Origin of the sequence: Micromonospora sp. NPDC005298 (assembly GCF_040607375.1) — a bacterium.
GTDB lineage: Bacteria > Actinomycetota > Actinomycetes > Mycobacteriales > Micromonosporaceae > Micromonospora.
Map to the genome: position 1 here is coordinate 80,210 of NZ_JBEXGP010000010.1, position 21,774 is coordinate 101,983.

The window sequence follows — 21,774 nt, forward strand, 5'->3', positions numbered from 1 at the left end:
CCGACCTCGATCGACGCGGGGGTGGTCAGCCGGCCGGTGGGGCGTCCGACCGCTCCGGCTGGCAGACCGGACACCAGTAGGTGACGCGTTCGCCCAGCTCCTGCTTGCGGATTGCGGTGCCGCAGCGGCGGCAGGGTTGCGCGCGGCGGCCGTACACGTAGCTGGTCTGGCCCCGGTGCAGCGAACCGGTGCTGCTCTGCGTCCACCGGCCCCGGTTGGCGGCGAGGAGTCGCTGCGCGAGGGTCACCAGGCCGGTGAGGTCGGGCACCGCGCCGACCGGCGTCCACGGGGACACGCCGCGCAGGAACAGCACCTCGCACTTGTAGAGGTTGCCCACGCCGGCCAGCGCGCGCTGGTCGAGCAGGGCCTCGCCGATGGTCCGGTCCGGGTCGGCGCCGAGCCGCCGGACCGCCTCGGCCGGGTCCCAGTCCGGGCCGAGCAGGTCCGGGCCGAGGTGACCCACCAGGGCGTCCTCCTCGGGGGTCGGCACCAGCGCCAGCTCGTGCAGGTGGTAGCCGACCGCCACCGCGCCGGGGCTGCGCAGCACCACCCGGATCAGGTGCGCCGGCCGGCCGTTCCACCGTTCGCCTGGCGCGTACGCCCGCCACGCGCCGTCCATCCGCAGGTGGGAGTGCAGGGTCCAGGGCGCCGCGTCCGGGGCGGCGAGGCGCAGCAGCAGATGCTTGCCCCGGCTCGCCGACTCGCGGACCGTCCAGCCGGTGAGGTCGGTGGTCGCCAGCTGCGGCACCCGGAAGTCGCTGCCGGTGAGCCGTGCGTCGGCCAGCGCGCGGTGCAGCACGCGCGCGGTGTTCCAGACGGTGTCGCCTTCGGGCACCCCACCATCCTCCCTCGTTCGAGCAGTATTCGCATGTGTCGCTATTTGTAGTCAGGTTCCTCATGATCTCCCGACATGCGAGGGTCAGGGAGTTCTGAGGAGAATGCCTATGTCACGGCCGCAATGTCGTATCCGTCCTCTCGCCCTCGTCGCCACCCTCACCCTCGCCCTCACCGCCACTCTCCTACCCGCCACCAGCGGAATCCCGCGAACCCCCTCCACCGGGAACCCGCTCACCCTCACCGCCGCCGCATCCGGCGGTGAACGGTGGGACGCCGACCTGTCAGTCGTCGACCGCGACGACGTCAACGTCCGCCGTACCACCGCCGGGCTGCGGTTACGCGACGCCCGGCCCACCGGACGCGGCCCCCGCGGCGCGCACAGCGCCCTCGCCGAAGGGATGCTGCTGAGCGTTCCCCGCACCCTGGCCCGGCCGGCCACCCGGGTCCGTGCCCAGGTCACCGCCGACGTGCCGGCCGGCGCCACAGTCGAGGCCCAGGTCCGTGGATGGCGGCTCAACGGCTGGAGCGAGTGGCGGGCCGCCACCACCGGCGCGGTCTTCGACCGCCCGGTGAGCCGGGTGCAGAGCCGCGTCGTGCTCACCGCGCCCGCCGGTGGCACCACCGCGACGGTCCGCGCCGTCCGCCTCACCGCCGACGCGACCGCCGCCGCCTCGGCGGCCACGCCCGGCCTCACCTACCGGGTGTACGCCACCCGCATCGGCCTGGTCGGCGAGCTGACCGCCAACGGCCGCACCGTGCAGCCCCGGGACCACTTCGCGGCGCTGCCGTCGCGGCGCGGCCTGTCCCCCCTGAACACCGGGGACTACACCGTGCGGGTCTGCACCACCACGGGCTCGCGCTGCGAGTACGCCCCCGTCTGGGACGTCGGGCCGTGGAACACCCGCGACGACTACTGGAACCCGTCGGCCGTACGGGAGAACTGGAAGAACCTGCCGCAGGGCCGACCCGAGGCGCAGGCCGCCTACCAGTCCGGCTACAACGGCGGGCGGGACCAGTTCGGGCGTACCGTGCTCAACCCGGCCGGCATCGACCTGGCCGACGGCACCTTCTGGGACGGCCTGAAGCTGACCACGAACGCCTGGGTGGACGTCGCCTACCTGTGGACCGGTGGGGGACCGCGCGGCGTGGTCGGTGACGGGCCCCTGAACATCCGCACCGGCGCCAGCACGTCGTACCCGGTTCGTGGTCTCGCCGCCCGGTTCGCCAACGTGCCGATCCAGTGCTACGTCACCGGCCAGTCGGTGGCCGGCCCCTACCGCACCACCACCCGCTGGAACCGGCTGACCACCGGCCAGTACGTCAGCCACGCGTACATCTCAGGCGTGTACGGCGGCAGCGTGCCGGTCTGCTGACCGGTGCCAAGCCCCGTCGGGCGCCGTCAGGGGCGCTCGTCGGGGCGGGCGGGGCGCACCATGTCCTGGTAGCGCGGGTGGCTGGCACCGTAGACGGCGTAGTTGAGCCGGGCGTGCGAGAGGCTCAGGTCGCCGTTCGGGCCGCCCCGGACGGCGTCCGCGTCGGCGTCGGTCTGACCGTCGTCGGTCCAGAAACAGACCGGGCAGGTCCCCCCGCCGGTTCGGGACGCACAGCACGGACAACCCACCGGAACCACGTGTTCACCCACCGGGGCAGCATTCCACAGTCGAATATCAGCGGGAAACCCGTAGGACGTCACCCGGGGCCACCCGCAGGAGGTCCACCGCCCGCCCGCCGTTGACGGCGACGGCGACCAGATCGGCCGAGTCGACGTACACCACCAGGCCGCCCGCCGGGGCGTCGCCGAAGGTGCGCCCCCGGACGGCCCGGTGGGCCGGCGTCCGACCCGGCGGGCCGACGCGCAGCGCCGCCGGCAGGGGGTCGAGCAGGTGCGCCGGCGCGGCCAGCTGGACGTTGCCGAAGTGGTCCACCGTCGACACCTCGGCGGTGAACCCGTCGTCGTCCGAGGTCAGCGTCGGCACCGGCAGCCGGACCAGGCCGGCCGGGTCGATCGGCGTACCCACCTCGTCCAGTGCCGCGCCGAGCGCCAGCCGGGCCGCCACCGGCGCGAAGACGTCCCGCCCGTGGAAGGTGCTGGACACCCGGGCGGCCTGCCGGCGCGGCTCGGTCAGCTCCACCGCGGCGGTGACCCCGCCGAGCGCGGCGGCGGCGTCCGGCAGCAGCCCGTTGTCCGGACCGACCAGCAGCCCGTTCGGGGTGGCCAGCGCGACGCCCCGCCGGGCGGTGCCCACGCCCGGGTCGACCACCGCCATGTGCACACCCACCGGCAGGTACGGCACGGTCTGCGCCAGCACCGCCGCGCCCCGCCGCACGTCCGCCGGTGGCACCAGGTGGGTCACGTCGATGACCCGGGCCACCGGCGCGATCCGGGCGATCACCCCGTGGCAGGCGGCCACGAAACCGTCGGAGAGGCCGTAGTCGGTGGTCAGTGAGATCCAGACGGACATGTCCGCAGGCTAGCGCCCGGACCCGGTGCGCCGTTCCAGGACCAGTTCGTCGTGCAGCGGTATGCCGTGCTCGCCCACCAGCGGGATCTCCGGTTTGAGCTGGCGGGCGCGGTCCACCCCGCCCTGATCCACGCGCACCAGCCGCATGCCGCGCCGCTGGTAGAAGCGCAGCGCCCCCAGGTTGTCGTTCGAGGTGACCAGCCACACCCGGGCCAGGCCCGCCTCGGCCGCGATCGACGTCGCCGCCGCCAGCAGGGCGGTGCCGGCCCCGGCGCCGGGGACTGCCGCCACGACGGTGACAACCTCCAGGCCGTCCCCGTCGACGTGGTAGGTCAACGCGCCGGCCACCGCCGCTTCGCCGTCGACCGCCACCAGGGTCGGCAGGGTACGCACGTCGTGCCGGGTGCCGTGGGCGACCACGTACGGGCCGCCCCACTCGCGTGCGTGCAACGCGTCGACAGCCGCCCGGTCGGCGGGTCGCGCCGGCCGCACCTCGAACCCGTCCACGCCCCGCCCGCCCCCTCGCCCGCGTCCGCCCACCGGCCCTGGAGCGTAGCGGCCAGCGGCTGCGTCCGCCGGCTGGCGGATATGGGACAGCGTGGTGACCGACAGGCCCCTCCCGCCGCCGGGCACGGTTGGGCAGACTGGCGCCCGTGACACTTCGGAGCCTGCCCGCCGTCGGGGTCCTGCTGGTCGTCGCCGCCGTCGCCGCCGGTTGCGGCGGCGGGGACGACGACGCCGACCCGTCGAGCGCGGCCCCCGGCGTCTCTGTCTCGGCCCCGGCGGCCACCGGTTCACCTGACGCGTCGACTCCCTCGGCGGTCCCGTCCAGCCCCGCCGGTGCCGCACCACCGCCTGCACCGCGGTCGGTCCCGCCGTCCGTCCCTCCGCAGGGGCCCACCCAGCGCCGGCCGGCCAGCCCGCCGCCTGTGGTGCTGCCGCAGCGGCCGGCCGGGGCCCCGGGCGCCAACCAGGTGGTGAGTGCTTTCCGGGCCGCCGGCCTCACGGTGCCGCACCCGAGGGACCGGTCCGTCGACTGCGGACCGGACGGGCTCGGCCTGGGCTGTTCCGAGATCGTCGCCACCGACGCCGTCACGGTGTACGTGTTCCCCGACGAGACGAGCGCCAGCGACATCGCCGCGACGTGGGGCGGCCAGTCGTACCGACGCGGTGCGGTGGTGCTCAACTACCTGGAGGCGAGGACCCCGGCCGCCGACCGGCCCCGCTACGAGAAGGTCCTCAACAACCTCGGCTGAGATCCGGCCGAGCATGCGCGCCGATGAGCCGTATACCTGTGCGGAATATTTATGACTCTGAGGTATACGAGCGGGCGCCACCATGCGCGCCAGCCTGGGTCGGGAGCGGTGACCGCGCGGCGGTCATTGGTGGGCGCGGCGGTCGGGTGCGGTGACCGCCCGGCGCGGCGCTCGGGAAGGGTGGCGCGGCGGTCAGCCCCGAAGGCGCAGGCCACGCGGGGTGGCCCGGAAACCGGCGGCGGTCAGCGCGTCGCGCAGCGGCGAGGAGTGCACGCCCTCGCCGTCTGCCCGCTCCACCGACATGGCCCCCAACGCACCTGAGTGCACGGCGTCGGCGAGGGCCTTGCCGGCCGCCGCGAGCGTGTCCGCGTCGTCGGTGAACGAGAGCAGCGTCCGGCCGCCGCGTTCGACGTAGAGAACCAGGTCGCCGCCGACCTGCACCACGAGAGCCCCCGCCTTGCGGCCGGCCCGGTGCCCGGTCGCCGGTGCGGCCCCGTCACCGGAGTCGACCACCCGCTCCGGCCAGGGCAGCGCCGCGCCGTACGGGTTGGCCGGGTCGGTGGCGGCGAGCACCGTCGCCGGGGTGCCCCGGCCCCGGCCACCGTCGGCCGGCTCGGCGAGGGCGCGCAGCCGGTCCACCGCGCCGGGCACCGCGAACTGCGCCGCGCCGAGCCCCTCGACGAAGTACCCCCGTCGTGCCGCGCCGCGCTCCTCGAGCGCCGACAGCACCGGGTAGACCGCCGAGAACCCGCCGACCACCTGTTCGGCCATGACCGCGCCACGGGTGACCACCCCGTGCCGTTCCAGCAGCACGTCGGCGAGGGCGGCGGCGCGGCGCGTCGGGTCGACGTCCCGCTCCGGCAGGCGCGACCAGCGCCCGGCGACCGTCGGCGGGCCACCCCGGGTGGGCAGCGCCACCCGACCGGGTCGGCGGTAGCGGGTACGTGGCGCCGATGGTCGGGACCGGTGCGCGCCGCCCGCGCCGAGCACCGCGCGCAGCGGGGCGAGAGTGTCGTTGGTGAGGTGACCGGCCCAGACCAGGTCCCAGATGACGCCGGTGAGCGCCGCGTCGTCGGTCGAGCCGACCCGGTCGGCCAACGGCCGGAAGAACAGCGCCTGCCCGTCGCCGAGCGCGTCGAGCACCGCGTCGTGGAGTGGCGTACGGGTCAGCGCGTCGTCGGGTGGCGGGAGCAGCAGCGGCGCCGCGTCGGCGTACGCCAGGGTGACCCAGCCGTCCCCGCCGGAGATCGCCCCGGACCCGGCCCACAGCACCTCCCCGCTGGCGCACAGCTCGTCGAGTTGGGCGGGGGAGTAGTCGGCGACCCGACCGGGCAGCACCAGCCGTTCCAGGGCGGACGCCGGCACCGCCGCGCCCTGCAACTGCTCCACGGTGGCGGCCAGCGCCTCCACGCCCCGGGAGGACGAGCCGACCTGCTGCCAGCGGGGCAGGAAGGCGGCAAGCGCGCGGGGTGGCACCGGCTCGATCTCGCGGCGCAGCGCGGCGAGCGAACGGCGGCGCAGCATCCGCAGCACCTCGGCGTCGCACCACTGGGCGCCTGTCGAGTCCGGGGTGAACTCACCGGAGACCACCCGGCCGGTGGCGGCGAGGCGGCGCAGCGCCTGCTCGACGACGAACACGCCGAGCCCGAAGCGTGCCGCGCAGCTCGCCGCGGCGAACGGGCCGTGGGTGCGGGCGTACCGGGCCACCAGGTCGCCCAGCGGGTCGGCCACCGGGGCGAGGTACGCCTCGGCCACCCCGACCGGCAGTGCCACGCCGAGCGCGTCGCGCAGCCGGGCGGCGTCCTCGACGCCCACCCAGCGCTGCTCGCCGGCGATCCGGACCCGCAGTGCCCGGCGGGTGGCCTCCAGCTCGGTCAGCCAGGTCTCGGGCACACCCCGCTCGGTCAGCTCGGCGTCGCTCAGGTCGCCGAGCACCCGCAGCAGCTCGACCACGTCCTCCGCGTCGCGGGGACGGCGCTGCTCGGTCAGCCAGCGCAGCTGCCGGTCGGTCTCGGTGAGCACCGCCGGGTCGAGCAGCTCGCGCAGGTCGACCCGACCGAGCAGCTCGCCCAGGAGCGTGGAGTCCAGGGCCAGCGCGGCGGCGCGGCGTTCGGCGAGCGGGGCGTCGCCCTCGTAGAGGAACGCGCCCACGTAGCCGAAGAGCAGTGAGCGCGCGAACGGGGACGGCGCGCTGGTCTCCACCTCGACCAGCCGGACCTTGCGGGTGGCCAGGTCGCGCATCAGCCCGGCCAGCGCCGGCTGGTCGAAGACGTCCTGGAGGCACTCCCGGGCGGCCTCCAGGGTGACCGGGAAGTCCGCGTACTCCCGGGCCACGTCGAGCAGTTGCGCGGCACGTTGGCGCTGCTGCCACAGCGGCTGGCGGCGGCGCGGGTCGCGGCGGGGCAGCAGCAGTGACCGGGCGGCGCACTCGCGGAAACGGGCGGCGAACAGCGCGGAGGTGCCCACCGACTCCTCCACCAGCTGGGTGATCTCGTCGGGCTCGAAGACCACCACGTCGGCGCCGGGCGGCTCGTCGGCGGTGTCCGGCAGGCGCACCACGATGCCGTCGTCGGAGGGCATCACCTGGGCGTCCACCCCGTACCGCTCGGCGAGCCGGCGGCCCACCGCGAGAGCCCAGGGGCCGTTGACCCGCGCGCCGAGGACGCTGTGCACGGCGAGCCGCCAGTCGCCCAGCTCGTCACGGAACCGCTCGACCACGACGGTGCGGTCGTCGGGCAGCGAACGGGTGGCCTCCCGCTGGTCGCGCAGGTACGCCATGAGGTTGCCGGCGGCCCAGTCGTCCAGCCCGCCGGCGCGCAGCGCGGCAAGCGCCGCCTCGTCGCTCTGCCGCAGCAGGCCGCGCACCCGGGCGCCGATGGCCCGCCCCAGCTCCACCGGGCGGCCCAGCTGGTCGCCCTTCCAGAACGGCATCCGCGCGGCCTGCCCGGGGGCCGGCGACACGAGCACCCGGTCGGGGGTGATCTCCTCGATGCGCCACGACGACGAGCCGAGCAGGAAGACGTCGCCGACCCGCGACTCGTAGACCATCTCCTCGTCCAGTTCGCCGACCCGCGCGGCCCGCTCGGCTCCGGCCAGGAACACCCCGAACAGGCCCCGGTCGGGAATCGTGCCGCCGCTGGTCACGGCGAGCCGCTGCGCGCCGGGGCGGCCGGTGAGCAGGTCGGTGGCCCGGTCCCAGACCAGCCGGGGACGCAGCTCGGCGAACGCGGTGGACGGGTAGCGGCCGGAGAGCATGTCCAGCACGGCGTGCAGCGCCGAGTCGGGCAGCTCGTTGAAGGGCGCGGCCCGGCGGACCAGCGCCGCCACGTCGCCGACCCGCCACGGCTCCAACGCCACCATGGCCACGATCTGCTGGGCGAGCACGTCGAGTGGGTTGCGCGGGTAGTGCAGCTCCTCGATCGCGCCGTCGGTCATCCGTTCGGCGACCACCGCGCAGGACAGCAGGTCGCCGCGGTGCTTGGGGAAGACCACCCCTCGGGAGACCGCGCCCACCTGGTGACCGGCCCGGCCGACGCGTTGCAGCCCGGCGGCGACGCTCGGCGGCGCCTCGATCTGCACCACCAGGTCGACCGCACCCATGTCGATGCCCAGCTCCAGGCTGGACGTGGCCACCACGGCCGGGAGCTGGCCGGACTTGAGCGCCTCCTCGATGTGCTTGCGCTCCTCGCGGGACACGCTGCCGTGGTGGGCGCGCGCGATCACCGGCACCGCGCCGGCCGCCGCGCCGGACTGCGCCATCACCTCGGCGGGCGGCCGGTTGCGCAGCGGACCGGCGGGGCCGCCCCACCGCTGCGCGTCGGAGGCCGGGCCGCCGTCACCCGCCGGGTCGTCGGCAGGCGGCACCCCGTCCGGTACGCCGGCAGCGTCACCGGCCGAGGCGGCGGCCACCTCCTCGGCGGCCAGCTCGTTGAGCCGCGCGCAGAGGCGCTCGGCGCTGCGCCGGGAGTTGGTGAAGACGATCGTGGAGCGGTGCTGGCCGATGAGGGTGAAGACGCGTTCCTCCACGGCCGGCCAGATCGATGCCCGACGTGGCCCGGGGCCGCCGAGGTCGTCCTCGGGTGGCTGCTCCTGCTCGTCGAGGCGGGTCATGTCCTCCACCGGCACCTCGACGCTGACCTCGATGGTCTTGGGTGTGGCCGGCTGCACGACGTCGACCGGGCGGGCGCCGCCGAGGAATCGGGCGCAGGCGTCGATCGGTCGGACGGTGGCGGAGAGCCCGATCCGCTGCGCCGGGGCGGGCAGCAGCTCGTCGAGGCGTTCCAGCGAGAGGGCGAGGTGGGCGCCGCGTTTGCTGCCGGCGACCGCGTGCACCTCGTCGACGATCACGGTCTGGACGCCGCGCAGCGAGTCCCTGGCCGCGGAGGTGAGCAGCAGGAACAGCGACTCGGGCGTGGTGATGAGGATGTCCGGTGGGGTGCGGGCGAAGGCCCGTCGCTCGTCGGCCGGGGTGTCGCCGGTGCGCATGCCGACGGTGATGTCGGGCGGGGTGACGCCCAGCCGGGTCGCCGCCTGCCGGATGCCGGCAAGCGGGGCGCGCAGGTTGCGTTCCACGTCGACGGCGAGGGCCTTGAGCGGGCTGACGTAGAGCACCCGGCACCGCTGCCGGGCCTCGGCGGGAGCCGGCTCGCGGGACAGCTTGTCCAGTGACCAGAGGAACGCCGCGAGCGTCTTGCCGGAGCCGGTGGGTGCCACGACGAGGGCGTTGCGGCCGGCGGCGACGGAACGCCAGGCGCCGGCCTGGGCGGCGGTGGGCGCGGCGAACGCGGCGTCGAACCAGGCGCGGGTGGCCGGGCCGAACCCGTCGAGCGCCCCGCCCGTATCTCCATCTGCCCCGCTCACCGCTCCATCGTGCCCCGCCGGTACGACAACCACGAACGGTCCGGGGCGAGATGTGTCCGCCTGCACGGCATACACGCGGGATGCGCGCTTAATACGTTAAGTCTCACTTAACTGCTTGCTAGTGAGGAGCAACATAAAGTAACTTCACTCGCAACGCGAGCGGGTGGGGAGGGATCGGATGGCCGGCGAGCAGCGCACCGTCGCACCCGGCACCGACGTGCTCATCCGCAAGGTCGACAGCCACCTGGCCACGCTCCGCGGCGGTCTGCACGGGCCGGAGCTGGAGCTCGCCGAGCGCCTCGCCCGCTGCCTGCGGGAGCTGGTCCTCTCCACCGCCCAGGCCAGCGCCGCCGACCGGGGTCAGGTCCGCGTCGCCGTGCACTACTTCGTGCTGCGCCGCGAGAGCCGCGGCCGGCTGCTCTCGGTGCGGTCGCTGACCGCCGCCGAGCGGGTTGTCGACAAGGTCGTCCGCCAGCTCGGCCGGGCCGACCTGCTCGCCGAGCTGCACCGAGGCCGTCCCGCCCGGGACGACGCCCGGCCCGTCGGCGACGCGCTGCTGCGCTGATCCGGCACGTCGAGGCCACCTCACGCCCCAGGCACCTTCGGGTGAGCAGCGGACGAATTCCGGCAAAACGGCCCGACGGGCGCGGAACTGGCGTCTGATCGCTGCTAGGCCTCACCGCTGTACGGGCGTCGGCCACCTCGACCGGGAGCACGGGTGCTGGTACTACTCATCCTCCACCTCGTGGCGGCCCTCGCGGCGCCGCTGCTGGTCCGATGGTGGGGTGCCCGCGCGTGCTACCCGTTGGCACTGGCGCCGGCCGCCGCGTTCTGCTGGGCGGTGGCCCGCACCCCGGCCGTCGACCACGGCGGGGCGGTGGTCGAGACGTACCCGTGGATCGGGCAGCTGGGCCTCGACATCGCGCTGCGGCTCACCACGCTGTCCTGGCTGATGACCCTGCTGATCGGCGGCGTCGGCGCGCTGGTGCTGGTCTACAGTGCCCGCTACTTCGAGTCCGGGTCGGCCGGGCTGACGCAGTTCGCCGCCGTGCTGGTCGCGTTCGCCGGCGCCATGCTCCTGCTGGTCTTCGCCGACGACCTGCTGCTGCTCTTCGTCGGTTGGGAACTGACCACGATCTTCTCGTACCTGCTGATCGGGCACAGCACCGAGCGGCGGTCCAGCCGGTGGGCGGCGGCACAGGCGCTGACCGTCACCACGCTCGGTGGGCTGGCCATGCTCGTCGGGTTCATCCTGCTGGGTGAACACGCCGGCACCTACCGTTGGTCGGAGATCTCCACCCACCCGCTGCCCGGCGGCGGTTACCTGATCACGGCGGTGCTGCTGATCCTGGCCGGCGCGCTGTCCAAGTCGGCGGTGCTGCCGTTCAACTCCTGGCTGCCGGTGGCGATGGCGGCGCCCACCCCGGTCAGCGCGTACCTGCACGCAGCCGCCATGGTCAAGGCCGGTGTCTACCTGCTCGGGCTGCTCGCGCCGGCGCTCGCCACCGTCGGGCCGTGGCGGCCCGTGGTGCAGGTCGCCGGGCTGGCCACCATGCTGCTCGGCGGCTGGGCGGCGCTGCGGCAGACCGACCTGAAGCTGTTGCTGGCGTACGGCACCGTCAGCCAGCTCGGTCTGCTGGTCGCCGTTACCGGCACCGGCACCCCGGACGCCGCCCTGGCCGGCGTGGCGATGCTGTTGGCGCACGCGCTGTTCAAGGCGTCGCTGTTCCTGGTGGTCGGCATCATCGACCACGGCGCGGGCACCCGTGACCTGCGCGAGTTGTCCGGCGTGCGGCACTGGTCCCGGCCGCTTGTCGTGATCGCCGTACTGGCCGCCGCGTCGATGGCCGGTGTGCCGCCACTCGTCGGCTTCGTGGCCAAGGAGGCGGTGTTCGCGGCATTCCCGCACCAGCCGCTCCTGCTCGCCGGCTTCGTGGCCGGGACGGCGCTCACCGTGGCGTACAGCATCCGTTTCGTGTGGGGCGCGTTCAGCGACCGCCCCGGCGTGGACCCGGTCGCGCCGGACCGGCGGATCGCCGGCCCGATGCTGGCGCCGCCGGCCGTGCTGGCCGGCGTCGGGCTGCTCGCCGGCCCCGCCGCCGGCGTGCTCGACGAACTGCTGCGCCCGTACGCCGATCTGCTCGGCGGGGTCGACGCGCACCTGGCGCTCTGGCCCGGCGTGACCCCGGCGCTCGGCCTGTCCGTGCTCGCCCTCGTCGGCGGCGGCCTGCTCTTCGCCGTGCGGGGGCCGCTGGCCCCGGTGCTGGCCCGGCTCCGCTCGCCGATGAGCGGCAACCAGGGGTACGAGTGGATCGTGGGCCGGTTCGACCGGCTGGCCATCGAGGTGACCGGGGCGACGCAGCGCGGCTCCCTGCCGCAGTACCTGGGCATCATCCTGGTCACCCTGGTGCTGCTGCCCGGTGGGGCGATGGTCGCCGCCAGCCCGTGGCGGACGCGGATCCCGCTCTGGGACACCCCGCTGCAACCGGTGGTCGTCGTGGTGATCGCGGTGGCGGCGGTGCTCGCGGTCGGCGCCCGCCGCCGGCTCACCGCGATGCTGCTGGTGGGGATGACCGGCTACGGCACGGCCATGCTGTTCGTCCTGCACGGCGCGCCCGACCTGGCGCTCACCCAGTTCCTGGTGGAGACCGCGACGATCGCCGTCTTCGTGCTGGTGCTGCGACGTCTGCCGGAGCGGTTCTCGGCCCGGCCACTGCGCCGCAGCCGGTGGACCCGCCGGGTGGTCGGGGTGGCGGTGGGCGTGGTGGCGGCCGGGCTGGCCCTCGTCGCGGCCAGCTCCCGCCGCGCGCCGGACATCTCCGCGGCCTTCCCGGACCTGGCGGTGACGCACGGGTACGGCCGCAACGTGGTGAACGTGACCCTTGTCGACATCCGGGCCTGGGACACCATGGGTGAGATCGCGGTGCTGGTGGTGGCCGCGACCGGGGTCGCCAGCCTGATCTTCGAGCGGTCCCGTACCGGCCCGCGACCGCGTCGGCCGGAGTCGGACCGGCGGGTCAACAGACCCGGCCGTCCGGTGTGGCTGCGCGGCGGGCCGACCCTGTACGAGGAGCGCCGCTCGATCGTGCTGGAGGTGGTCATCCGGCTGATCTTCCACACCGTGGTGCTGTTCTCGCTCTTCCTGCTCTTCTCCGGGCACAACGCGCCGGGCGGCGGTTTCGCCGGTGGCCTGGTGGCCGGTCTCGCCCTGGTGGTGCGGTACCTCGCCGGCGGCCGGTACGAGCTGACCGAGGCGGCCCCGATCGGCGCCGGCCTGGTCCTCGGCGCGGGGCTGGCCGTGTCGGTGGGCTCCGGGGTGGTGGCCCTGCTGGTCGGCGGGCAGGTGCTGGAGAGCGCCGAGATCAACCAGTCGTTGCCGCTGATCGGCGAGGCGCACCTGGTCACGTCGCTCTTCTTCGACATCGGCGTGTACCTGGTCGTGGTCGGGCTGGTGCTGGACATCCTGCGCAGCCTCGGTGCCGAGGTGGACCGGCACATCGAGGCGAGCGGGACCGCCTCGGGCGGGCTGGCCGTCGACAAGGGGGAGCGCGGATGACCGACGAAGGCGCTGGCCCCACGCTGATGCTCGTGCTCGTGGTCGCCGTGCTGGTCGGCTGCGGGGTGATCCTGCTGCTGGAACGCAGCATGACCCGGATCCTGCTCGGCGTGATCCTGCTCGGCAACGGGGTCAACCTGCTGATCCTGCTGGGCGGACGGGCCGGTGGGGCCCCGATCGTCGGCACCGGCCCGGTGGACGACATGAGCGACCCGTTGCCGCAGGCCATGGTGCTGACCGCGATCGTGATCACGTTCGGATTGACCGCGTTCCTGCTCGCCGTCGCGTACCGCAGCTGGTATCTGACCGGTGACGACGAGGTGCCCGACGACCTGGAGGACCGGCAGATCATCCGCCGGGCCGGGCGTAACGAGGTGGGCGCCGCCGACCTCGGCGGGGAGGGCCCGGACGACGACCCGGAGCAGGTGGATCCCGAACCCGCCCGCCGCCGGCTGCGGCGTGGGGAGGAGGCCTGATGGGTACGCTCCTGCCGCTACCGGTGGTGGTGCCGTTGCTCGGCGCGGCGCTGACCCTGCTGCTGTCCACCCGACCCCGGATCCAGCGCGGGGTCAGCGTGCTCTGCCTGGCCGGCACGTTCGTCGTCGCGGTGGTGCTGCTCGTGCAGGCGTACCGGTACGGGCCGGTGGTGATGGTGATCGGCGGGTGGCCGGCGCCGGTGGGCATCGTGCTGGTCGCCGATCAGCTCGCGGCGCTGATGCTGGTGGTCTCCTCGGCGGTCACCCTCTGCGTGCTGCTGTACTCGATCGGCCAGGGCCGCAGCGAGACCAGCGAGACCACGCCGGTGGTCATCTTCCACCCGACGTACCTGGTGCTCACCGCCGGCGTCACCACCGCGTTCCTCGCCGGGGACCTGTTCAACCTGTTCGTCGGGTTCGAGATCCTGCTGGTGGCCAGCTTCGTGCTGATCACGCTGGGCGGTACGGAGACCCGGATCCGGACCGGGTCGACGTACGTGGTGGTCAGCATCCTCTCCTCGATGATCTTCCTGACCGCCGTGGGGCTGGTGTACGCGGCCACCGGCACGCTCAACCTGGCGCAGCTCGCCCAGCGCCTGGACGCGCTGCCGGACAGCGTGCGGCTGACCCTGCAACTGATGCTGCTGCTCGCGTTCGCGATCAAGGCTGCGGTCTTCCCGCTGTCGGCCTGGCTGCCGGACAGCTACCCGACCGCGCCGGCCCCGGTCACCGCCGTGTTCGCCGGGCTGCTCACCAAGGTGGGCGTCTACGCGATCATCCGCACCGAGACGCTGCTCTTCCCGGGCGGGCAGGTCGACGGTCTGCTGATGGTGGTCGCGGGGTTGACCATGCTGGTCGGCATCCTCGGCGCGGTGGCCCAGTCGGATCTGAAGCGACTGTTCTCGTTCACCCTGGTCAGCCACATCGGCTACATGATCTTCGGGGTGGCGTTGAGCACCGCCGCCGGGCTCTCCGGCGCGATCTTCTACGTGGTGCACCACATCACCATCCAGACCACGCTGTTCCTGGTCGCCGGGCTGGTCGAGGAGCGGGCCGGCAGCACCGACCTGCGTCGCATCGGTGGACTGGCCCGGATGGCGCCGCTGCTCGGCGTGCTGTTCTTCGTCCCGGCGATGAACCTCGCGGGGGTGCCCCCGTTCTCCGGCTTCCTCGGCAAGCTCGGGCTGCTCCAGGCCGGTGTGGCGGCCGGCGGCGCGCTGCCCCTCGCGCTGGTCGGCGCCGGCACGGTGACCAGCCTGCTCACCCTCTACGTCGCCTCCCGGGTGTGGAACATCGCCTTCTGGCGGTCACCCCGGCTGGCCACCGGCGAACCCGTCGTCCACCTGCCCGGACTGATGATCGGGGCCACCGTCGCCCTGGTCGCGTTCGGTCTGGCGCTGACCGTGCTGGCCGGACCGCTGTTCGACGTCACCACCGACGCCGCCACCGACCTGCTGTCGCGTACGCCGTACGTGCGGGCGGTCCTACCGGACGGTGTGCCGTGACCGGGCCGCGGGGGGACGGCGAACGGGAGGCCGCCGGCGAGCAGTCCGCGTCCCGGCGGGGACGGTTCGGGCGGTGGCGGGACCAGGCGGTGGCGCTCGGCTGGCTGGTGCTGGTCTGGAACCTGCTGTGGGGTCGGATCAGCTGGGCGAACCTGGTGAGCGGCCTGCTGGTGGGCAGCGCGGTGCTGGTGTTCTTCCCGCTGCCGGCGGTCACCTTCGGCGGCCGGCTGCGGCTCCGGGCGCTGCTGGTGTTCGCCGGCCGCTTCGTCGTCGAGCTGGTCAGCGCGAGCCTGCACATCGCCCGGATCGCCGTGCAACCCGGCTACCGTCCGCGCGGCGCGATCATCGCGGTCCAGCTGCGGGTGTGTACGGACCTGAACATGGCGCTCACCGCGGAGGCGGTCTCGCTGGTGCCCGGCACGCTGATCATCGACGTGGACCGGGCGTCCGCGACGCTCTACCTGCACGTGCTGGACACCCACGGGCCGGCCGACCTGGTCACCGCCCGGGAACGCACCCTCGACCTCGAGCGGCGGATCGTCCGGGCGATCGGCTCCGCCGCCGAACTGCGCCGCGTCGAGAACCGCCCCGCCGAGAAGGGAACCTCCCCGTGATCACAGTCCTGGCCGTCGTCCTCACCGCGCTGCTGTCGGTGACCGCGCTGCTGGCGCTCGCCCGGCTCTACCGGGGCCCGTCGCTGCTGGACCGGGTGATCGCCGCGGACATGCTGCTCGCCACCATGATCGCCGCGGTGGGCGCGGAGGCGGCGATCAACCGGCACGCCACCACGTTGCCGGTGCTCGTGGTGCTCTCCCTGCTGGGGTTCGTCGGCTCGGTGTCGCTGGTCCGCTTCGCCGTACGGGAGCCGGCGTGATCACCGCGGTCGCGGACTGGCTCGGGGCCGCCTGCCTGGTCGCCGGCGGGCTGCTCGGCCTGGCCGCCGCGATCGGCGTGCTGCGCTTCCCGGACGCGCTGTCCCGGATGCACGCGGCCACGAAGCCGCAGGTGCTCGGCGTGCTCCTGCTGCTGCTCGGCATCGCCCTGCGGCTGCGGTCGATGGCGGACGTCGGCATGATCGTGCTGGTGGCCGTCTTCCAGCTGGCCACCGCCCCGGTCGCGGCGCAGATGATCGGCCGGGCCGCGTACCGGTCCGGCCGGCTGGACCGGGATCTGCTCGACGCCGACGACCTGGCCGGGCGGGGCTCCGGCGGGGGTTCGACGGGGCCGGCCTGACGGCGCGAGCGCGGGTGAAACGGACGATCGGATACCTTCGGCCCACCCTCAGCGGAGTCCCAGCCAGGGCCGATAAAATGACGGCATGATCGACTCTTCTGCCCAGGAGGGCAGCAGTAGCCAGCCGGGTCGTGCCCGGCATATTCCCGTTCCGACGACCCCGGGAGCCCTGAGCGACCCGTGTTGATCGTCGTCGGTCTCCTTCTGATCATCGTGCTCACCGCCGCCACCGGTTACTTCGTGGCGCAGGAGTTCGGCTACGTCGCCGTCGACCGGGGCAAGCTGCGCCAGCTCGCCGACGACGGCGACCAGGCAGCCGCCCGCGCGCTGACCGTCACCAGCCGGCTCTCCTTCATGCTGTCCGGCGCGCAGCTCGGCATCACCGTCACCGCCCTGCTCGTCGGTTACGTCGCCGAGCCGTACCTGGGCGGTGGTCTCGCCGAGCTGTTCGGTGTGGCCGGCGTCAGCGAGGCGGTCAGCCTGCCGCTGTCGGTCGCGCTGGCCCTGGTCATCGCCACCATCGTGCAGATGGTCCTCGGTGAGCTGGCCCCGAAGAACCTGGCCATCGCGCGGGCCGAGCAACTCGCCCGGGCGTTGAGCCGGTCCACCCTCATCTACCTGGCCGTCGCCGGGCCGCTGATCCGGCTCTTCGACCGGGCGTCGATCCGCCTGCTGCGCCGCATCGGCATCGAGCCGATCGAGGAGCTGCCCAGCGGCGCCACCCCGGCGGACCTGGAGCAGATCATCGCCGAGTCCCGCGAGGAGGGCAGCCTCGACGCCGAGATGTCCACGCTGCTCGACAGGGGTCTGGACTTCCGCGAACTCACCGCCGGGGAGGCCATGGTGCCCCGCGTCGACGTGCACACCGTACGGGGACACGAACCGGTGAGCCGGGTTGTCGAGTTGCTGGACACCGGTCACTCCCGCTTCCCGGTACGCGGGGCGGAGGGCGTGGACGACCTCATCGGCATCGTCGGCATCGCCGACGTGCTCGGCGTACCCCCGGCGCGGCGGGCGACCACCCCGGTGAGCGCGGTGGCGGGTCCGCCGCTGCTGGTGCCGGAGACGTTGCCGCTGCCCACGGTGCTGGACCGGCTGCGGTCCGGGCACCGGCAGATGGCCTGCGTGGTCGACGAGTACGGCGGTTTCGCCGGCGTGATCACGCTGGAGGACATCGCCGAGGAGCTGGTCGGCCCGATCCGGGACGAGGACGACCCGCCGGAGCGGGCACCGGCCCGGCAGGACGACGGGTCCTGGGTGGTGCCGGCCCGCTGGCGGATCGACGAGGTCGCCGACAGCACCGGAATCGCCCTGCCCGAGGCCCCCGAGTACGACACGCTCTCCGGGTTGGTGATGCGGGAGCTGGGCCGGGTGCCGGAGGTCGGTGACCGGCTGGAGATCAGCCTGGTGCCCGAGGGCGCCGACGGCGAGGACGGCGACGCGGAGCCGCGGGCGCTGGTCGAGGTGCTGGCCGTGGACCGGCACGTGGCCGACTCGGTACGCCTTCAGCTGACCACACCGGGGGTGTCCGCGTGAGCCCCGGAATCGCGCTGTTCAGTTCGGTGATCCTGCTGGCGCTGAACGGGTTCTTCGTGGCCGCCGAGTTCGCCCTGGTGGCCAGCAAGCGGTACCGCCTGGAACAGGCGGCGGCCAACGGCGGTCGGGCGGCGCGGGCGGCGTTGGACGGCGTCCGCGAGCTGTCGCTGATGCTGGCCGGCGCGCAACTCGGCATCACCCTGTGCACCCTGGGTCTCGGCGCGCTCGCCGAACCGGCGATCGAGCACCTGCTCAGCCCGCTGCTGCACGCGGTGGGCCTGCCGGACGCGGCCAGCCACGTGATCGCCCTGGTCTTCGCCCTCGGGGTGGTGACGTTCCTGCACCTGGTGGTGGGGGAGATGGCACCGAAGTCGTGGGCGATCACCGACGCGGAGCGCTCCGCGACGCTGCTCGCCCTGCCGTTCCGCGCCTTCGCCCGGGTGTCCCGGCCGGTGCTCTCCGCGCTCAACGCCCTGGCCAACGCGATCCTGCGGCTGTTCGGGGTCAACCAGCAGGATCAGCTCGCCCAGGTGCACGGCCCGGACGAGCTGCGGATGCTGCTGGAGCAGTCCCGTGAGCACGGGCTGCTCGGCGCCGAGCAGCACCAGTTGCTGACCAGCATGCTGGAGTTGCAGGGCACGTCGGTGGCCCAGGTGATGGAACCGTTCGCCACCATGGTCACGGTCCACCGCGACGACCCGGCTCAGCGGATCGAGGAGGTCAGCCGCGACAGCGGCCGTTCCCGTCTGGCGGTGCTGGACGAGGCGGGTGACGTGTGCGGCCTGGTGCACGTGCGGGAGGCGGTGCGGGTGGTCACCACCGGTCGCGCCGCCACCGCAGCCGAGTTGATGACCCCCGCGTTCACGCTGCCGGCGACGTCGTCGGTCACCGAGGCGGTGGCCGCCATGCGCGCCCGGCAGTCGCAGCTCGCGCTGGTGCGCAACGGCGGCGGCCCGGCCCGGCCGATCGGGTTCGTCGCGCTGGAGGACCTGCTCGAGGAGGTCATCGGCGAGTTCGACGACGAGACCGACACGGTCCCGCGCGGGCGCCGACTGCGCTGATGTGCGACCCGGCCGTGCCGTACGGCACGGCCGGGTCGGCCGGCGTGAGGTGACCCCCACCGGGTAGGCGCGGCTGGTGCGGGGCCACCGGGGCCCCGCCCTCGGAGGGGGCGCGCCGTGCGGCTGACCGGGGTGTCGCGGGAGTCCGGTTGGACCGGGCTGTCCGTGCGGACCACGCTCGAAAACCCGAGTACCCGGCCGGGTCTGCGCCTGCCGGGGCGGGTGACCGTGGCCGCCGGTCCCGAGGACGTGCTCATCCGGCACATCCGGCTCGGCCTGGTCACCACGGTCGAGCCGGACGACCCGGCTTCACCGCGGCGGCTGATGCAGTTCCACCAGGTGCCCATCGCCGGCCGGTTCGTCGTACCGGCGGGTCGCCGGCGGGCGGTCGACTTCGCCATGCCGCTGCCGTGGGAGACCCCGGTGACCACGTTCGGCGGGGTGCCGCTGCTGAGTCTGCGGATGGGCCTGCGGACCGAGGTGTCGGTCGACCCGGATCTGGACCAGGGGGCCATGGTGCCGGTCTTCGTGCACCCGGTCCCGACGCAGCAGCACATCCTGGCGGCGCTCGACACCCTCGGTTTCATGATCCGTCAGTCCGGGTTGATCCAGGGTGGGCTGCCCGGGGTGGAGCACACCCTGCCCCTGCACCAGCGCTGGGGCTACTGGGTGGGGCCGCTCTACGCCGGCCCGATCACCGAGCTGGAGGTGATCTTCGTGACGAACTCGGCGGGCCTGGAGGCGATCCTCTGGATGGATCGCCGGCTGGCGCTGGCCGGGATCACCCACCAGAGCATCAGCCGGTTCCGGATCTGGCACGAGGACGCCGGGCGCCGGGACTGGGTCGCCACCGTGGACGGCTGGCTGCGTCAGGCGATCAACAGGCACGCCGCAGCGGCCGCGCACGCCGACTGGTCCGCGCAGATCGGGGGGTCCGCCCATGTCAGCCGCCACCCCGACGAGCCGATCAAGCCCGGCTACGGCCTGGGCGGCACCGCCGGAGGCGCCGGCGTGGGAGGGGGCGGCTCCTCCGGCGGCGACGGCACCTGAGGGGGTCAGCCCGCGCTGGCGGTGGCCAGCTTGAGGCTGAAGGCCAGGAACAGGGCCGCCACGGCTGTGGTGCCGCTGACCGCCAGGCGGCGGCGTTGGCGGAACTGGGCCGCCAGGAAGGTGCCCGCGAAGATCAACGCGGTCAGGTAGATCGCGCTGGTCACCTGTGCGATCAGGCCGAGCAGCAGGAACGACAGCGCCGGCCAGGCGTAGCCGGGGTCGACGAACTGGATGAAGAACGAGATGAAGAACAGGATCGCCTTCGGGTTCAGCAGGCTGATCACCAGCGCCTTGCGGAACGGGCTGCGCATCTCCGCCGGCTCCGCGGCGTCGATGAGCCGCGGCGTGGTCGGGTCGTTGCGGTCGCGCCAGCGCCGCCAGGCCCCGCGCAGCATGGTCACCCCGACATAACCGAGGTACGCGGCACCGGCGTACTTGATCACCAGGAACACCGGCGGGTACGCCTTGAGCAGCGACGCCACCCCGGCGGCGGAGAGGAACATCAGCACCCAGTCGCCGACGAAGACCCCGCCCGCGGCCCGGTAGCCAGCCCCCACACCACGTTTGGCGGCGGTGGAGAGCACGAAGAGCGAGTTCGGTCCGGGCAGCAGGATGATGGCCACGGTGCCCAGCACGTACGTCCAGATGTCGGTGATCCCCAGCACGCCCGCCATCATCACGCCGCCGGTGTCGTCCGTCGAAGTCTTTCCCGCAGCCTGAGCTGTGCGTTCGGCCACTCATCGACCGTCATCGCGTACTGCACGGTGTCCCGCCAGGAGCCGTCCGGGCGCTGCCGGTGCATCCGCAGCACGCCTTCCCTGGTGGCGCCGAGCCGTTCGATCGCCGCCTGCGAGCGTTCGTTGCGGATGTCGGTGTGCCAGGCGACCCGCACCGCGCCCAGGTCGTCGAAGGCCCGGCCGAGCAGCAGCAGCTTCGCCTCGGTGTTGATGCCGGTACGCCACCAGGGCCGCCCCAGGAAGGTGTACCCGATCGCCACCGACCGCCGTTCCGGGTCGATCTCGTAGTACGACGTGGTGCCGACCACCGCGCCTGTCGTCGCGCAGCGCTGCACCCAGGGCACCCGTTCGCCGCGGTGCTGGGCGTCCAGTGCCGCGGCGATCACCTCTGCGGTGCCGGTCGGTGTGGTGGGGCGCCGGACGCCCAGGTGCCGCCACACCTCGTCGTCGGCGGTGGCGGTGTGCAGGTCGTCGGCGTGCGCCAGGTCCAGCGGCTCCAGCCGTACGTGCTCGCCGTGCAGCGGCGCCGGCTCGTGCCACGGTGTGCGGGCGGTCCGGAGGTACGCCGGCAGCGGCGCGGTGACCCCGGCGTCCGGCTCCGGCCGGCCGGGGGTGAGGCGCAGCGGCAGGACGCCCGCCCAGTGCGGCAGGTGCAGGTCGTCGTCGTCCTCGCGGACGCCGCCGGTGCGGGACCGGACGGACACCTCGCGCAGGGGCAGCGCCAGCACGGCGGTCTCGGCCAGCTCCCGCCGGTTGGGCGGGCGGGAGGCCGTGCTGCGGCCCGCGCCGACCTTCTCGACCAGCGCGGTGAGCATGGCGCTCTTCTCCCGTTCGTCGGTGACGAGGTGGGCGGTGCCGTGCGCGACGACCGAGCGGTAGTTGGCGCTGTGGTGGAACTGGGAGCGGGCGTAGACCAGCCCGTCGAGCACCGTCACCGCGACGCAGACCGGCAGCCCGTCGTCGCCCCGGGCGGCGAGCAGGGGGCGGCTGCCGGTGGAGCCGTGCAGGTAGAGCGTGTCGCCGATGCGGACGTGCAGGGTGGGCAGCACCCGCGGCTGGCCGTCGACGGTGAAGCCGAGCGCGCAGTGGTACGCCTCGTCGAGGACGGCGTGGGCCGCCTCGCGGTCGTAGCTCATCCGGTCCCGGGAGCGGTGGGGGATCGTGCGGGCGGTGGGTGGGTACATCGCGCGCCCTTTCGTGCTAGT

At 73.9% G+C, this 21,774-nt stretch carries 19 protein-coding genes; 12 read left to right on the top strand and 7 right to left on the bottom strand.

All coding sequences use genetic code 11. From position 1 onward, the window contains the following. Positions 1 to 25 precede the first annotated feature (25 nt). Positions 26 to 835 (bottom strand): DNA-formamidopyrimidine glycosylase family protein, encoded by an 810-nt coding sequence (locus tag ABZS77_RS16960; protein ID WP_354823481.1) that lies wholly within the window; start codon positions 833 to 835, stop codon positions 26 to 28. Positions 836 to 944: 109 nt separating this feature from the next. Here ABZS77_RS16960 and ABZS77_RS16965 point away from each other — a divergent pair, with 109 nt between their 5' ends. After that, on the top strand, positions 945 to 2,210 hold the full coding sequence (locus ABZS77_RS16965; RefSeq protein WP_354823483.1) for a hypothetical protein: 1,266 nt from the start codon (positions 945 to 947) through the stop codon (positions 2,208 to 2,210). A gap of 26 nt (positions 2,211 to 2,236) precedes the next feature. On the opposite strand, the gene ABZS77_RS16970 is transcribed toward ABZS77_RS16965, so the two are convergent. From ABZS77_RS16970 to ABZS77_RS16980, 3 genes are read right to left on the bottom strand one after another with little or no spacing between them, the layout of a single operon-like run. Beyond that, positions 2,237 to 2,479 (bottom strand): CPCC family cysteine-rich protein, encoded by a 243-nt coding sequence (locus ABZS77_RS16970; RefSeq protein WP_225854764.1) that lies wholly within the window; start codon positions 2,477 to 2,479, stop codon positions 2,237 to 2,239. Between the two features lie 25 nt (positions 2,480 to 2,504). Continuing rightward, positions 2,505 to 3,299, bottom strand: a complete 795-nt coding sequence (locus ABZS77_RS16975) for an SAM-dependent chlorinase/fluorinase (protein ID WP_354823485.1) — start codon at positions 3,297 to 3,299, stop codon at positions 2,505 to 2,507. 9 nt (positions 3,300 to 3,308) lie between these two features. After that, positions 3,309 to 3,806, bottom strand: coding sequence for a GNAT family N-acetyltransferase (locus tag ABZS77_RS16980; RefSeq protein ID WP_354823487.1), 498 nt, complete (start codon positions 3,804 to 3,806; stop codon positions 3,309 to 3,311). Between the two features lie 146 nt (positions 3,807 to 3,952). Between ABZS77_RS16980 and ABZS77_RS16985 the strand changes: the two genes are divergently transcribed. Then, positions 3,953 to 4,555, top strand: coding sequence for a hypothetical protein (locus ABZS77_RS16985; RefSeq protein WP_354823489.1), 603 nt, complete (start codon positions 3,953 to 3,955; stop codon positions 4,553 to 4,555). A 192-nt stretch (positions 4,556 to 4,747) separates the two neighbouring features. Here the strand turns inward: ABZS77_RS16985 and ABZS77_RS16990 are convergent, their stop codons facing one another. Then, positions 4,748 to 9,415 (bottom strand): ATP-dependent helicase, encoded by a 4,668-nt coding sequence (locus tag ABZS77_RS16990; protein ID WP_354823491.1) that lies wholly within the window; start codon positions 9,413 to 9,415, stop codon positions 4,748 to 4,750. Positions 9,416 to 9,593: 178 nt separating this feature from the next. Between ABZS77_RS16990 and ABZS77_RS16995 the strand changes: the two genes are divergently transcribed. The 10 genes from ABZS77_RS16995 (at position 9,594) to ABZS77_RS17040 (ending at position 19,832) form a co-directional block, all read left to right on the top strand. Beyond that, positions 9,594 to 9,980 carry a hypothetical protein gene (locus ABZS77_RS16995; protein WP_354823493.1) on the top strand — a complete coding sequence of 129 codons (387 nt, stop codon included), beginning with the start codon at positions 9,594 to 9,596 and terminating at the stop codon, positions 9,978 to 9,980. Between the two features lie 153 nt (positions 9,981 to 10,133). Then, on the top strand, positions 10,134 to 12,971 hold the full coding sequence (locus ABZS77_RS17000; protein ID WP_354823495.1) for a Na+/H+ antiporter subunit A: 2,838 nt from the start codon (positions 10,134 to 10,136) through the stop codon (positions 12,969 to 12,971). Next, on the top strand, positions 12,968 to 13,447 hold the full coding sequence (locus tag ABZS77_RS17005; protein WP_354823497.1) for a Na(+)/H(+) antiporter subunit C: 480 nt from the start codon (positions 12,968 to 12,970) through the stop codon (positions 13,445 to 13,447). The genes ABZS77_RS17000 and ABZS77_RS17005 overlap by 4 nt, the downstream gene beginning before the upstream one ends. Next, positions 13,447 to 14,952, top strand: a complete 1,506-nt coding sequence (locus tag ABZS77_RS17010) for a Na+/H+ antiporter subunit D (RefSeq protein WP_354823499.1) — start codon at positions 13,447 to 13,449, stop codon at positions 14,950 to 14,952. Before ABZS77_RS17005 ends, ABZS77_RS17010 begins: the two co-directional genes overlap by 1 nt. Then, positions 14,949 to 15,566, top strand: a complete 618-nt coding sequence (locus ABZS77_RS17015) for a Na+/H+ antiporter subunit E (RefSeq protein WP_354823501.1) — start codon at positions 14,949 to 14,951, stop codon at positions 15,564 to 15,566. The genes ABZS77_RS17010 and ABZS77_RS17015 overlap by 4 nt, the downstream gene beginning before the upstream one ends. Beyond that, positions 15,563 to 15,826: a monovalent cation/H+ antiporter complex subunit F gene (locus ABZS77_RS17020; RefSeq protein WP_354823503.1), complete on the top strand. Its 264-nt coding sequence runs from the start codon at positions 15,563 to 15,565 to the stop codon at positions 15,824 to 15,826. The genes ABZS77_RS17015 and ABZS77_RS17020 overlap by 4 nt, the downstream gene beginning before the upstream one ends. Then, on the top strand, positions 15,826 to 16,185 hold the full coding sequence (mnhG, locus tag ABZS77_RS17025) for a monovalent cation/H(+) antiporter subunit G (RefSeq protein WP_354823617.1): 360 nt from the start codon (positions 15,826 to 15,828) through the stop codon (positions 16,183 to 16,185). Before ABZS77_RS17020 ends, mnhG begins: the two co-directional genes overlap by 1 nt. Positions 16,186 to 16,365: 180 nt before the next feature. Further along, the gene (locus ABZS77_RS17030; RefSeq protein ID WP_354823505.1) at positions 16,366 to 17,721 is read left to right on the top strand and encodes a hemolysin family protein; all 1,356 of its coding nucleotides are present in this window, start codon (positions 16,366 to 16,368) and stop codon (positions 17,719 to 17,721) included. Continuing rightward, entirely contained in the window at positions 17,718 to 18,782 is a 1,065-nt protein-coding gene (locus tag ABZS77_RS17035; RefSeq protein ID WP_354823507.1) for a hemolysin family protein, read from the top strand. Before ABZS77_RS17030 ends, ABZS77_RS17035 begins: the two co-directional genes overlap by 4 nt. A 117-nt stretch (positions 18,783 to 18,899) precedes the next feature. Next, positions 18,900 to 19,832: a sporulation protein gene (locus ABZS77_RS17040; protein ID WP_354823509.1), complete on the top strand. Its 933-nt coding sequence runs from the start codon at positions 18,900 to 18,902 to the stop codon at positions 19,830 to 19,832. A 5-nt stretch (positions 19,833 to 19,837) separates the two neighbouring features. Here ABZS77_RS17040 and leuE read toward each other — a convergent pair whose 3' ends face one another. Both leuE and ABZS77_RS17050 read right to left on the bottom strand, forming a co-directional pair. Then, positions 19,838 to 20,509 carry a leucine efflux protein LeuE gene (gene leuE, locus ABZS77_RS17045; RefSeq protein WP_354823619.1) on the bottom strand — a complete coding sequence of 224 codons (672 nt, stop codon included), beginning with the start codon at positions 20,507 to 20,509 and terminating at the stop codon, positions 19,838 to 19,840. After that, complete coding sequence (locus tag ABZS77_RS17050; RefSeq protein ID WP_354823511.1) at positions 20,509 to 21,753, bottom strand: bifunctional pyridoxamine 5'-phosphate oxidase family protein/GNAT family N-acetyltransferase; 1,245 nt, start codon at positions 21,751 to 21,753, stop codon at positions 20,509 to 20,511. The genes leuE and ABZS77_RS17050 overlap by 1 nt, the downstream gene beginning before the upstream one ends. Positions 21,754 to 21,774: the final 21 nt, after the last annotated feature.